Source organism: Myxococcus faecalis, from assembly GCF_050039385.1.
GTDB lineage: Bacteria > Myxococcota > Myxococcia > Myxococcales > Myxococcaceae > Myxococcus > Myxococcus fulvus.
Genome location: NZ_CP144336.1, coordinates 9818185 through 9833487, shown reverse-complemented (window position 1 = coordinate 9833487; position 15303 = coordinate 9818185). Strand labels below are relative to the sequence as shown.

Sequence of the window (15303 nt, the reverse complement as noted above, 5' to 3'; positions counted from 1 at the left end):
GTACGGCTCGCCGCCGGGGCTGAGGCTGCCCACGAGCAGCGGGTCCGCGGGGTAGCGCGTGTCCATCAACCGGAGGACACCGCCGTTGCCCGCCGCGGGCTCGAAGCCCTTGCAGGGCCCCGCGTCCGGCGGAGGATTCGGCACCATCTTGTTGAAGGCCACCCAGCTGCCCATGGGCGTCGGCAGCAGGCGCGTCGCGAACTCGGGGTCCGCCCAGCCTCCGAACTTCGCGCGCCCCAGCTCCGTCATGGCGCGGTCATTCGCCGTCGTCACCGCGAGGCCCGACGCGCCGTTGGCGATGAGGACCTGGCCCGGCAGCGTCGCCACGTCGAGCGAGTCCGGCGTCAGCTCCAGCTCCGGCCACGGCGTCTGCGCGGGCAGGTAGCCGAACAGGATGGCCTGCAGCAGGTCCACCCGGGCCGGGTTCGGGTTCAGCGTCTGGCCAATCGAGGCCAGGGCCTGACCGGGCATCCGCACGTCGAACGTGGCGGCCGTGAACGCGTCGAAGAAGTACCCCTCGTCGACGTGCGTCCCCTGGAACTCCTTGCGCTGACGGTTGCCCCGGATGGAGGCGCCGGCGGCGGAGTACAGGTAGAGCGGCGAGTCGAGGTCCGCCACCAGGGCGCGGGTGTTGAAGTCGTTGACGGAGACCACGCCGTCCGAGGGCAGCACGGGTCCCGTCGCGTTCTCAGGACGTCCACGCTCCAGGCCGTAGCCCACCTTGCGCGCCAGGCGCACGTCCTCGAACAGGTCCGTCCCCGTCTCGGAGCCCCGGTTGTCCGGGAGCTGCGACGTCACGCGGACCTCGGCGAAGCCGTCCTCGCCGAACGAGCCCAGGGGCGCCGTCAGCGTCAGCTCCTCGGTGGACACCACCTGGACACCCGTGGCCTGCAACGTGCCGACATACACCTTCGGCGGTCCGAGCGCGCCATAGGCCCACGCCGGCAGGAAGCCGTCACCGCGCAGCCGCATGGGGCTGCCGCCGAACGGGTTGAGGAAGCGCGGCGTCGCGGCCGAGAGGAAGAGCGGCGCCTTGTACAGGAAGCCACCCGCCCTGCGGTCCCACAACCCCGAGCCCGACACGAGCACGCCCGCGTCGTTCACGACGCCGTTGATGACGACCACGTCCGCGAGCCCCGGCTCTCCGCCCGGGACCATGACGACGAGCCGCTCCGACGACGCGGGCCCGTCCGACGGGAGCACGGTCGCCTTCGCGCCGCCAATCAGGACGGTGGTCTCCTCCGCGAAGTTGCGGCCCAGGATCTGGACGAACGAGCCACCCCCCGTGGGCCCCACGCGAGGCACCACCTGCGAAATCTCCGGACGCGCGCCGTCGTCGGCCGCGGCATCCAGCACCACCGAGAACGGCGTCAGCAGGTGCTGGCCGTCCGGCGTGAGCAGGTCCGTGGACACGGAGAGCTGCAGCACCGCGCTCGGAGGCAACGGCCTCTCCGGACGGAAGCGCACGAGCACCGTGCTGACAGGCTGCTCCGCGCTCCCCGCCTCCAGGTCCGCGCCGGGCGCATCCGGGCCCAGCCACTCCACGCCGTCCACCCTCAGCGACACGGCCTGCTTCGCGCTCTCCGGCGTCACCGTCGTCGAGAACGACAGCATCATCGAGGACAGGTCCAGCGGGACGACGTCGCCCGACTTCACGCTCGCGGAGACCAGCGTCAGCTCCGCCGCCTGACCGAACTCCAGCGCCCAGCCCGCGGCGCCACGGTTCCTGGCGCTGACGACACGGCCCCCCGCCACCGCGACCCGCTCGGCGGCGCCACCGTTCGCACCCGCGACATGGTGCATCAGCCGAGGCGCAGCCAGGTTGCTCAGGTCCACCACCGCCACGCCCGCCGCGCCCACCGCGACGTAGGCCACGTCCCCCACCACCCGCACATCCGAGGCGAAGCCCTTGAGCACGTCCGTCCCCACCGATGCGCCCCGCTGGGGGTCATCGGGGTTCGACACGTTCACCAACACCAGGCCCTCGTTGCCCGCCGCCACGACGGCCCAGTGGTCCCGACGCAGGCGCACCCGCTGGACATCCAGCGCCAGCGAGCCCCGCTGCGACGGACGCTTGTCCACCCGCACCGTGTGCAGTTGGCCCCCGGTGAAGCGGTGCCCCGGCGTCCACGTGCCCGTGCCCACCACCGCGAGGTCCTCTTCCACCGCCAGCGCGCTGACCTCGGGAACCAGCGGCGACTTCAGCGTGTGGAGCAGGAAGGCCGCGTTCGTGATGTCGAAGCCGAGCAGACCGCCCTTGCCGGCCGCCGTCAGCAGCCGATCTCCGCGCAGGTCCAGGCCGAAGGCCGCGCCGTCACCGGCGGGCGTGGTGCGCACCAGCTGGGGCCGCGCGGGGTTGGAGATGTCCAGCTCCAGGACCGTGGCCGCCGAGTACGAGCTCTGGCCCCGCATCGAGCCCGAGCCCAGGAACAGGCGGTCATTCCACTCGGACGCGTACGCGATGGAGAGCAGGTCCGCGCCCAGGTAGTCCCACTTCCCGATGATGCGGTCGTCCAGCCGGTCATTGTCCTCGTCGATGAGCTCGCTGCGGCGCTCGGGAGGAATCGGCGTCCCGGCCAGGCGCCCCTTCAGGTAGAGGCCTGACAGGTCGACGATGCGCAGCCCGCCCGCGCCCACCATGTAGACGTGGTCGCCGATGGCCACCATGTCGCGAATTTCGCCCTGGAACGCCACCGAGGCGTCCGTGGGCTGGTCGAAGATGTACGCATCCTCGAGCACCGCGGGCGCAGCGCCGTCCTGGACCACCGACACGTCCACCGCCCCACGAAGCCCGTTGGGCGTGTACGCCTCCAGCCGCTTCATGCCCAGCACGCGCACGCGCAGCGCCGGCGTGGTGCCGAACAGCACCCGGACGGTGCCGCTGGTGGAGAAGCCGTTGCCCTCGAGCACCACCTTCGTGCCGCCCGACGACGGGCCACGCCCCGGCGAAATCGAGACCAGCGACAGCGGCCGCGTGTAGATGAACGCACCCGCGCGTGTCAGCGAGGTGCCCGAGAGGTTGCGCACCTCGATGGCCACCGCGCCGTCCACCGTGGACACGGGCGTGCGCACGGTGACTTCGTTCGCCGAGAAGGACTGGATGTCCGCGGGGAGGCCGCCGATGCGGACCTCCAGACCGGCCTCGAAGCCACGCCCCTTCAGCGTGACGAGCGTGCCGCCCGCCACCGGGCCCTCGCGCGGCGAAAGCGTGTCGACCACCACCTGCCGCGTCACGGTGTCCTTGGACGTCCGGAACTCGGTGACGAAGCGCCCGGGCATGAGCGAGCCGTCCGCGTCGTCGGCCTGGAGGCCGGAGATGATCAACCGATAGCGCGCATCTCCCGCGAGCGCGCTCACGGGGTCGATGACGAGCTTCTGGACGCCCTCCTCCACCGGCGTCCGGAGCTCCGTGGGGATCTCCTCACCCAGCGCGGAGCCATCCAGCGCGTACAGGCGCGCGTTCACCGACGACACGTTCCGGATGGGGACGTTGAGCTCGGCGACGAGCGTCTCCAGCGTGGACACGCCCAGCTCGGAAGCGGCCGGACGCATCGCGGTCACCATGGGGAACGGCACCGCGACGACTGCGAACCCGTCATTCGGCGTGGGCAGGTTCCTCGGCGAGAAGACGCCGTTGATGCTGGCCACGACCACGCCCCGGTCGATGCCCACGTCGGCGAGCGACGTCGCCGGCCACAGGTCCACCGCATCCACGGCGAGCGGAGCGTCGATTTCGGAGGCGGCCGACAGCTGGAGCACGCCCGCGCCGGCGTTCACGCCCAGGTGCGGCCCCAGCGCGGACTGGAAGAAGCGCGTGCCCACCAGGGACGGGATGGACGCCACCTTGCGCGGCAGCGTGGGCGGAGACAGCGACACCGTGGCCGCCGTCTCGAGCGAGGCGAGGCCCCGGCCCGAGTGGATGGCGAGGTCCCCCACGTCCGGCGTCTCTCCCACCACGGGGAAGCCCGGGCGCGCCAGGTCCACCGTCAGGGTGGCCGCGGCGTTCCCCAGCCGGGCCCGCAGCACCGCGTGGCGGCCGAGGATGCGCACCTGCTCGATGGAGGGCGTCTTGACGGTGCCGTTCATGACGAACGACCTCACGGCGCCCAGCAGCATGGGGCGCAGCGGCTCCACCAGCGAGAACACCGCCAGGCCGCTGTCTCCCGCGGCCACGAGCGCCAGGTCATCCACCACCGCGACATCCAGCGCCTCGCCCTCGTAGGGCAGCGCCTGCACCAGCTTGGGCTCGGTCGGCTTGCTCACGTCCACCACGAGCAGCGACGGGCCACCCTCCCCCACCATGTCCACGTGGGTCAGCTCGGCCGCGTCGGCCGCCACGTACGCGACGGTTCCGCGCACGGTGAGCGCCTTCGGCTCGTAGGGCGGCGGGAACGAGACGCCGCCCATCATCCCGGCGTTCTCCGGCACGGAGACGTCGATGACCGACAGCGCGCCTTGCGTGCTGCGCTTGAGCACGTCGATGACGTCGACGCCCTGCTGGATGGACGCCTCGGAGAGCACGTAGGCCCGGCCCCCGGAGATGACGAGCGGCCCGGGGCGGCCCTGCGGCATCCGGTCCGACGGGCGGCCGTCCGTGCCATCGATGGAGGGCTGGTATCGGCCGATGCGCTTCGTCGTCGACAGGTTCGTGTAGAGGTACGCGCTCTCGGCCACCGCGAGCTGCCCGTCCGGGTTGGCGACGAAGACGTCCGCCGGACCGTAGCCGCCCTCGGGCGTCTCCACGAGCAGGCGGCCCGGCGACAGCACCGTGACGGAGCGCGCCGGGCGCCCCCGCGCCGTCTGCGAGCCCTGCCCCCGGAAGAAGACCTCCGCGCCGTGCTGGAAGCCCGCGCCGGACAGCTCCACCAACTGCCCGCCCGCCAGCGGCCCCGAGGCCGGCGAGGCATGGCTCACCTGGAGGATGTCCATGAAGATGAAGCCGCCCAGGAGGCTGCCCTGCAGCCCGCCCGGGTTGACCACCGTGACGCGAGCGGGGCCCTCCACCTGCTGCGGCGTGCGCGCGGTGAGGCGCGTGCCGGTCTCATCGACGGAGACCTCCGTCGCCTCCGCGTTGGAGAAGTACACGCGCGCCCCCTGCGCGAACCGCTCGCCGTGAATCGTCACGCGCGTGCCGCCATCCACCGGGCCCGCGCGAGGCACCACGCGGTCCACGCTGGGCAGCTCGCCCTCCGTCGTGCGCGTGCGGAAGCGCGAGAGGTAGCGCCGCTCCAGCGTCTGGCCGAAGGTGCTGCCCAGGCCCGCCTCCACCGCGATGGAGTGCTCCTTGCCGCGCGCCAGCTTCACGCCCGCGGGCAGCACCAGCTCGACGCGGAAGGCATCCGTCGCGCTCACGCGCACGTCGGCGGTCACCACGCGGCCATTCAGCAGGCCCTCGCGCAGGATGACGCGCGACGCGCTCACCGTGGCCGCGTCCACCGGCTGCGAGAAGCCGACCGACAACACCGGCGCCTCGAACGACACCTGCTCCGCGCCGTCCGCCGGGGTGACGTCCGTCACCAGGTAGCGCGGCAGGGTGAACTCCGCCACGCCCTGGTGACCGAAGAGCGTCATCGGCCCGCCGGACGTCATCTCCACGTCGCCCGCCGCGGGGACGTTGGCGCGCACGGACGTCGTCGTGACGCCCTCCGCGTCCACGATGGAGGCCGTGAGCAGGCCCTTCACCGGACGGTTCGTCGCGTCGATGAGCTGCACCGTCGACACCGACACGTTGCCCAGGCCGGACACGGAGCGCTGGCCGGTGGCCAGCAGGTCCGCGCGTCCCGGCGCGTGGGAAAGCAGCGACAGCACGCGCGGCGCGGCGCGCACGTCCACCACCGCCAGCGAGGCCGAGGCCCCCTGGCAGCCCACGTGGACGCGCTCGCCCACCACCGTCACCGTCTCCGCGCCACCCGGCACCGCCGCGTACCCCAGCTCACCGAGCTTCGGGTCCAGCAGGTCGAACACCCGCAGGCCGCTCGTCCCCGCGGCCACCAGCAGCTTGTCGCCGAGCACCGCCACGTCGCGCGCCGGCGCCGGCGTGGGCAGCGTCGTCACGCGCTGGGGGTAGTCGCGGTCCGACAGGTCCACCACCACCACGCCCGCGGCGCCGTTGGCCACGAAGGCCAGCTGCCCCGCCGCCACCACGCCGCCCACCTCGGGACCGGACAGCTCGATGCTGCCCTGCTGGAGGATGTGGGCCGCGTCATTCGTCTTGAACAGCACCAGCTCACCGTTGCGCGCCGCCGAGTCGTGGCGGACGCTGACCAGCGCCAGGCCGTCGTGGAACGCCGACGCCACCGGCGCGCCCTGCAGGGCATGTCCCACCAGGGCCGCCAGGGGGGCGTCCGTCACGCGGAAGAACTCCACGCCACGCGAGAAGGGCGCGCCCTTGGGCAGGCCCGTGGCGCCGACGATGCCCAGCCCCTCGCCGTCCACCGCCAGGGCGGACAGCCGCGTGCTCTCACCCGAGCCACCGAAGGGCTTGTAGGGCGCGCGGGAGGGCCGCATGCCGGCCTCCACCTGGACCACGGGCGTCGCCTTCGGGTTGCCCGACAGGTCGCTCGCGAGCGCATGGAGCGTGATGGCCTTGCCGGCCATCGGCGTGGGCACCAGCCACGAATAGCGGTACTGGGGCCGGTTCGCGCTGCTCGTCACCGGCACCACGGAGGCGCCGACCTGCTCGGACACCGGCTGGCCGGCGACGTTGGTGTAGGCCGCGTGGAAGGCGACCTCGTGGATGCCGGCGTTGTCCTCGGCGAAGGCGGACAGGAGCAGCGGGTCGCCTTCGGTGACGACGTCCAGGTGCGGCGGGTCCACCAGCTCCACCTCGGGAACGGTGGTGTCGGGGATGGTGCCCACCTTGCGCTCGGGCGTCTCCACCTCCTGCCCCGCCTTGTCCACCGCCACGGCCTTGATGAAGAACTCACGGCTGCCGCTGCCGATGGGCGCCACGAAGCTGCCCACGTAGGCATGGGGACGGCCGGGGATGCCCGCGGGCGTCAGCGCCGTGGCCACCTTGCGGCCGTCCACGAAGAACGACACCGCCTCGATGCCGCTGTCCACGTCGAAGGCGTTGGCCTCCAACCGCAGCCGCGCGCCGGCGAAGACGGTGCCATCGGGCTCCGGCCGCGTCAGCTCCACCGTGGGGAGCTGGTCCGCCACCACGCTGAACGCGATGGGCTCCGACTGCGTCGCCTGTCCGGCGGTGTCCACCGCGCGAGCGGCGATCCACAGCCGCTTGCCCACGTCCGCCGGGTCCGCCACGTAGATGTGCTCGAACGGGAGCTGGAAGCGGCGCCCCACCTCGGCCAGCTGGTCCCTTGCGGGGCCCACCAGGAACGTCACGTAGGACACCGCGACGTCGTCGCCCGTCTCGGTCGCGAAGGTGCTCGGCAGCTTCGCCACCACCTTGAACGGCGGGTTTCGCAGCGACACCGACGGCGGCTTGTCGTTGATGGCGCTCACGGTGACCACGTCCGACGAGGTCCGGTTGCTCAGGTCCACGGCCCGGGCGGTGAAGCGCAGCGGCACGCTCACCCCGGCCTCCGTCACCAGGTTCTTGGGCACCAGGTAGGAGAAGCGATACGGCGGCGCGGGGACCTGCGCCAGCTGCGTCTCCGCCCCGTCGCCCACCTTCACGAAGAACGTCACGCTCGCCACGCCCACGTTGTCCTCGGCGCGCGCCTCCACATCCATCCGCAGGCCGGACACCATCGCCGAGCCGTTCGCCGGGGACACCAGCTTCACCACCGGGTCCTGCGTGTCCGCCTTCGCCTGCACCGTCACTTCACGCGCCTGGACCGTCCTGCCCGACGAGTCCCGCGCGTTGGCGCGAATCGTCAGGTGACGCCCCGCCGAGCCATGCGGCAGCGGGACGCGGAAGGAGTACGGACGGGTGGCGCTGGCGAAGCGCAGCGGCCCCTCGACCCCGCCCTCCACGGTGACCTCCACGCGCTGGACCTCGACGTCGTCCTGCGCGGCCACCAGCACGGCGAAGTCGCGGCCCTCGGTGACGATGGCGCCATGCGCCGGCTGCGCGATGGCCACCGTGGGAGGCTGGTCGCCCACCACGGAGAGCACCACCGTCTGCGAGCTCACCTCATGCCCGAAGCTGTCCACCGCGTGGCCGCGCAGGCGCAGGGTGCCCCCCGTCGACGCGGGCACCGGCACCAGGAAGCGGAACGGCGGCTGGTTCAGCGTGGCGACGGGCGCCGTCTGGTCATCCAGGTAGAGCGACACGGACGTGACGCCCACGTCGTCCTCCGCCGAGAGGATGACCGGCAGCGGGTTGTCCGCGACCACGGTGGTGCCATCCGACGGGGAGAGGATGGCCAGCGCGGGCTCGCGGTCCCTCACGATGTCGATCTGCTGGTACTCCAGCTCGCCCTGGTTGCCGGAGACGTCACGGGCGCGCGTGGCGATGAAGTACGGGACCAGGTCCAGGCCGCCCAGCTCCGAGAGCCTCGGCACGGAGTACTGGAAGGTCACCACCGGCGAGTACACGTCGAACGGCGAGCCGGGCAGCCCGTTCTCCGACGGGAAGCCTCCGGCGACGTGGATGAGCTTCAGCCCCTCCGCGCTCGGGCCGGCGTAGATCTCCACCCGGTCCACGAAGGCGTTGTCGTGCGCCTGCACCTGGATGAGCACGGGCGTGTTCTCGATGACGTCGCGGCCCAGGCTGGGGCGCAGCACGTTCGCCACCGGCAGGGCCGTGTCCTCGGCGATGCGGATGCGCCGCTCGACGGAGGAGCGGTTGCCCTCCAGGTCGCGAGCCTCGACGCGCAGGAGCACGTGGCTCTCCGTGCGCGTGGGGTCCAGGCGCACGAAGCCCGGGGGCAGCGACAGCAGCCCGCGGAAGATGCGGAAGCGGGAGATGTCCTCGGGCGCCACGCGCAGGGCCGCGAGCGTGTCGCGCACGGTGACGTCGGCGGCGACGGGGTTGCCCTCCGGGTCGAAGAGCGTGGGCACCACGGTGCCGTCGCGCTCGGCGAGCTGGAGCGCGGGCTTGCCGTTGACGAAGAACTCCACGCCCGTCACCTTCGTGTCGTCCGCGGCCAGCGCGCCCAGGCGCAGCTGGATGCTGCCTTCCACCAGGTAGGCATCCGCCGCGGGCTCCAGGAAGGCGAGCTGGGGCGCGCGCGGCCTGCGGCTCTCGATGACCAGCCGCGCGCTCTTCTCCTGGTTCGCCGTGTCCTTGACGGTGAGGGTCAACACGGTGGGCTGGCCATCGGCGCCCATGGGCGGCGTGAACTTCACGCTCAGCGACCTGCTGCCCGTCGCCGCCGGGGTGAAGGGCCGCGTATCCGGCAGGCCGTCTCCGTAGGTCGTGGTGACGGAGGCCACGCCCACGTCGTCCTTGACGGTGAAGTGCAGCGTCGCCTCCTTGCCCTGCAGGAGGCTGACGAAGCCGTTCTCCAGCTCCGCGCGGTGGATGGTCTCCCCCGTGGCCACCAGTCGGTCCAGTTGGAGCGTCGGCGCGGCGTCGGGGACGATCTGCACGAACACCGGATGGGACACGGCGTCGTTGCCCGCGCGGTCCGTGACGAGCGCGTCGAGCTTGACGGGCCCCAGCGTCGTGCGCTGCAAGGTGAGCTCCACGTCCTGCGAGGTCCCCACCAGGAGGGTGTCGCCCTGGGGCTCACCGTTCACCAGCAGTTGGACCTTGGCCAGGCTCGCGTTGTCCGCGGCGCGCAGGCGCACCTTGAAGGGCTGGCCCGTCACCGCCGAGGCTCCCTCCCCCAAGCCGACGAAGGCCACCGTCGGGTCCACCGTGTCGGGCACCACCTTCAGGACGCGAGCGTCCTTCGCCACCACGCCCGCCGTGTCCACCGCGACGGTGGTGAGGCGCGTGTCCGTGGCCGTCCACGCCGCCGGGATGCGGAAGCCCGCCTGGCGCGCGCTCAGCTGGCCCGCCGTGAGCGTCGCGGACAGCGGGTCCACCGTCAGGCGCTGGCCAGCGGCGGCCACGCGGACCTGGTGCGGCTGGCCGGACTGGTAGCGCAGCGCCAGCTCGGAGACCAGCACCGGGCGCGAGTCTCCACCGACGGCGTGCAGCGACACGAGGACCTGCTCCACCTCCACCGCGTTCTTCGGGAAGCCGAGGTCCACCTCGTACAGGTTGCCCGCGTCGAGCGTGAGCACGCGCGTCTGCGTCAAATCACCGGAGGGGAACAGGGCCTTGAAGGCCGCCAGCTCCGCCTGCGCCTCGGTCGACAGCTGCGTCTTCGGCCGCAGGTGGTAGGAGACGTGCGCCTGGGCACCGTGCGAGTCCGCGGCGACCTTCAGGCGGAGCTGCCCCGGGCCGTTGTCCGAGGGATGGGCCGCGTGCGGCGTGACGCGCACCGCGCCGTCCTCACCCGTCACCACGAAGGTGAACGGGGTGCCCGCCGACGTGCCGCTCCCGGGCTGGGCGCCGAAGGTGAGCGTCGCGCTCGACACCGCGTGGTTCGACAGCGAGAAGGGCACCTGCGGCGTGCCCGTGAGCAACGGGGCATCGAGCGCCAGGCCCGTGGCCGTCGCGGACTTCACCTCGGAGGTAGAGGCGACGAGCCACGCCGCGCGCAGCCCCACGTCATCCTGGAGCTCCATCGAGCCGGTGTAGCGCTGCTCCTCGATGAGGTCCCCGCTCGTGGGCGACACCCAGCGGACGACGGGCGCCGCGTCGGGCACCAGCAGGCACGAGTAGCCGGACACCGTGGTGCGGCCCAGCGTGTCCGTCGCCGTGGCCTCGAAGCTCACCGTGCGCGACGCGCCGCTCGTCAGCGTGGGCATCACGAACGGACCGCTCAAGCTCACCGAGGCCGCGGGCAGCGTCTCCGGTCGCTGCTCGAGCCCCTCGATGCCCTCGGGCTCCTCCAGGCCATCATCGAAGCTCATGGCGAGCGACTGCACCGCGCTGTCGTCGGACGCCTGCGCCTGGAGGGTGACCTCCGAACCGGACACGCACGTCTTCGCGTCGGGCACGCCTCGCAGCGAGATGCGCACCACCGGCGGCAGCTTGTCCTCGGGGGTGATGATCTCGAACTCGACCTTGGACGTGTCGGTGGGGTTGCCGGCCGGGTCATACGCGCGGGCCCAGACGACGTGCTTCTCGGGCGCGGTGTTGGACGGGTCCGTGCCAGTGCGCTGGACGGGAATCGTCCCCGAGTAGGTGCCCACGTAGCGCCGGCTGACGAGGATGTCGCCGGGGCCCTGCGGGTTGGGGGCGCGGACCTCCTCGAAGTCCTCGTGGCTTGCGCGCAGGTAGTCCTTCTGCGGCTCGGGCCGGATCTCGACGCCGTCCAGCACCACGGCGACGCGCGAGACGCGCACGTCGTCGGAGACGTCCACGCGCAGCCCCAGGCTGCTGCGGTTGGCGACCTGCAGGGGCTGCGTGGCCGTGCCGGGAATCGGCGACAGGAGCAGCGCGGTGGGGTGCTCCACGTCGTCGATGACGTCGAGCAGCACGTCCTCGTGGCCGAGCTGGGGCACGGGGCTCACGTCCTTGGCGACGACCCCCACCGAGCGCTCGGACGCGGGCGTCGTTGACGTGACGATGGGCGCGCGCACCACCAGCTTCTGCTGGATGGCCGTGTTGACCGGACCGATGAACGGCTCCAGCGTCACGCCGCCGGAGCGCCCCGCGACGCTCGCCACGCCCTCGTCGTCGGACACGGTGAAGGTGATGGTGACGTCCTGGCCCTCCTTCACCACGGAGCTCGGCGCGGGCAGCATCAGGTTGACCACGGGCGCGGTGTTCTCCACCGCCTGGAGCACCAGCCGGCGCTCCGCGGAGCGGTCCCCGTCATCCACCACCTCCGCGCGCAGCCGCAGCGGATGGCCCGCGTACGCGGCCGGCACGTCCAGCTTCCACTTGAACACCTGGTACAGCCCCTCTTCCGTCCCGGCGTTGACGGAGCCCACGGGCGACTCGGGAGCGTCCGGGTTCTTGGGCTGGAGGGGGTCCTGGAGGAAGAGCCGGGCGTTCTTGACGTGGACGTTGTCCGTGGCGACCACGACGACGTCCACGCTCCGGTTGGGGCCCGCGAACACGCGCGTGCCCTCGGCGGGGCTCCGGAAGGCCACCATGGGCGGCTCTTCGTCCGCCTTCACGTCAAGCGTGAGGCTCACCGTCTTCGTGTTCTTCTCGTTGTTGCTGTCGGTGACCTCGGCCTCCAACCGCACGCTCCCCGCCGTCGAGGGCAGGCGCAGGTCGAAGCGGTACGGCGGCAGCGTGGCGACACCGGCGGAGTGGCGCGCGGCGCCGCGGTACTCGAAGAGCTCCACCCTGGAAACGGCGACGTCGTCCTCGGCGTGGAGGACGATGGGGACGAGCGTGTTCGCGGTGCCGACGAAGCCGGGGCTCGGACTGAGGAACTCCACGGTGGGCGGAAGGTCCCCCTGGAGGGTGACGGTGTGGCTCACCTCGTCGTGATTGTCCGAGGTGTCGTAGGCGCGCGCGGTGAGCTTGAGGCTCGTCTTGGGGACCGCGCCGTCGAAGAAGTGCTCGGTGGGGATGACGGTGTAGCTGATGAACGAGCCGGGCACGCCCGCGTTGTCGCCGGGTGAGGTGTCGGTGAAGACGGGCGTGTTGAGCTCCTCGCCCAGGAAGAGCTCCACGCGTTTGGCGCCCACGTCGTCGAAGCCGGCGATGGTGACGAGCAGCCCCTGCGAGTTGGGCACCTTCACCAGGTGCTGCGGCGTGAGGATGTTGACCTTGGGCTTGTTGAGGTCCGGGCGAATCACCACGTCCACGTGGTGGCTCTCCCGCTCGTGCCCCTGGGCGTCGCGGGCGGTCGCGATGAGGCGATAGGTGGTGGCCGTCGTCACCACGGACGTGCGCCACGTCACCCGGTAGGGCGGCACGGAGGACTGGCCCACGGGCACGCCGTTCACCTTCCACGTCACCTGCGGCGCCTCGCCGCTGTCATCCGAGGCGGCGGCGGTGAGGAGCACCTGCGTGCCCCCCACGTACGAGTCCGTGAAGGTGGGCGTCTGGATGGCCACGTTGGGAGGGCCGTCCTGCACGACGACGGCCTCGAAGCCGACGCGGCGCTCGAGCCCGCCGTGGTCGATGGCTTGAATCTCCACGCGAGGCCGACTGCCCGCGGAGCCCGCGGGCGGCGTCCACAGGAGCCGGAAGTTCTGCGAGCCCTGCGCGGTGCCGCCCTGCCCTCCTTCGTCCAGCCGCGTGGTGGCCACGGCGTTGCCGTTGACCAGCAGCGCCACCTTGACGCCGAAGGACAGCGCGTCGTCCCCCACGGTGCCCTCGACGGCGAGCGGCACCTTCTCCGTCACCTCCACCGTGCTGCCCAGCGGGGCGCGCCGGGTGATGAGCGGAGGCGCGTTGCCGACGATGCGCACGAGGACGGCGGAGCCCTCCGCGGTGGCGCCATGGCGGTCCACGGCGATGGCCTTGATGGAGGCACCCGTGCCCGCGCTGCCCGGCGGTGGCACGTAGCTCACCTCCCACAGCGGGACGGCGACGATCTCCTGCGGCACCTTGTCGGGGATGGGGCGCAGCTCGATGCGGGCCGTGGACGACGCGCCCACGGGGGCCCCGTCCACGGTGAAGCGCACCACCTGGAAGTCCAGCGGGGACAGCGTGCCGGACGTCCAGTCGCCGCTCGTCACCCGGAGGATGTGCGGGATTCCCTCGATGAGGTTTGCGCCGGAGACGGGCTGCTCGTAGACGACCTGTCGGGTGCTCGGGCCCGGGGGCGCCGTCACCTTGACCTGGAGCACAGCCGGCGTGGACTCCTGGTCACCGGAGTCCACGGCGATGGCGGACAGCTTGAAGGTCGCCCCCACGTTCGGCGGGGCCTGGATGCGCAGGGTGTACGGCGCGGTGTCGTCGATGACGGTGGGCACGCCGTTGACGAGGAAGCTGACGTGCTTGACGGCCACGTCGTCGGAGGCCACGGCGCGCAGCTCCACGCTGGCGCCGGCGGCGATGGAGGTGGGGCCGGACAGGCGCACCGAGGGGACGCCGTCCTTCGCCTCGACGCGGCGGGTGTCCGTCCACGGCTCGTTCTCCGAGGTGAGGTGGGTGGCGGTGATGGTGGCGCTGCCGGGGGCGAGCGAGGTGACCTTGCCCTCGGAGCTGACGGCGACGATGGCCGGGTGCGAGGAGCTCCAGGTGGTGCGCAGGGTGCTCGGGGTCAGGTCGATGACGCGGCCGGTGACGGGGTGGTCCAGGCGGCCCTGCAGTTGGAGCTGGAGGCTGTCCTTCACGCGCGCGAGCGTGACGGTGTCCGGGAGGATGCTCACGCCCGCGATGCGCGAGGGGTCCGTGACGATGACGGGGACCTCGCGGGTGCGCTCGGCATACGTCACCTTGATGGTGGCCTCGCCCTGCGCGAGCGCGATGACCTCACCGGACTGGGTGACGGCGACAACGGCGGGCTTGCTGGACTCGTAGAGGACGCCGCGGCGACCGCCGGAGAGGTCCGCCTGCCCGGCGACGGCGAAGTTGCCGAAGACCTTGAGGTCCTCGCGCTGGCCCACCTGCTCCAGCAGGAGCGAGCTGGGCTGGACGGTGATGTCGACGAGCGGATCGAAGGACGTGGAGCTGGTGAACTCGACGGCGGAGGTGTGGACGGTGCGGCCGAAGGGGTCCTGGAGGGCGACGTCGGCGATGACGACGCCGTCAGGGGGCAGCCTTCCGTCGGTGGTGGGGATGAAGAAGCTGATGCGGCCGGGTGTGGCGACGTGGGGACGGCCGACGAGCCGGCGCGCGGTGACGAAGGCCTGGGCCTCGGCCTCGCCGAGGTCACCGTGCACGGTGCGCAGGGCGAGCGCGGAGGCGCCCATCATGGAGAGCTCGGCGGAGGCGACCTGGCCGGTGTAGGCGACCTGCAGGACGATGCCGCCCGCGGTGGCGTCGGAGCGGACGGTGACGGGCGTGGCGGCGAAGCCGGGCGGGCTGCCCTTGGCGTTGAAGGTGGTGACGAAGGGGGTGCCCGGAACGGAGTCGGACCCGATGGGCGTGGCGGTGACCTTCAGGGCGCCGTCGTCGGGGAAGGCGACCTTGAGGGGCACGAGCACGTGGAAGGGCACGGCGCCCGCGAAGTCACGCTCGACCCGGAGGTTGGAGGTGGCGACGAAGGAGCCGTGGGAGTCCGAGGTGCCCTCGAGGGTGACGAGGACCTGGGAGACCTGTTGCTCGATGTCGAAGCCGATCTCGACACTCTGGGCGCCGGGGCGCAGAGGCGCGAGGGGATAGGCCGCCGTCACCACGGGGGGCTCCGCCCGGGCCACCAGAGCGAACCCCAGACACAGCACCGTGAGCACCGCGCGAACACCGCTCCAACCCTGACTGTTCAC

1 protein-coding gene (only partly in view) is annotated in these 15303 nt (G+C 72.1%); it reads right to left on the bottom strand.

The window, feature by feature from the left end; all coding sequences use genetic code 11:
* Nucleotides 1-15303, bottom strand: partial view of an Ig-like domain-containing protein gene (locus VZQ01_RS39320; RefSeq protein ID WP_426746197.1) — the 5' end (the start) only. Its footprint begins 16776 nt before the window's first position; 15303 of the gene's 32079 nt are visible here — the first part of the coding sequence; its start codon is at nucleotides 15301-15303; its stop codon lies beyond the left edge, outside the window.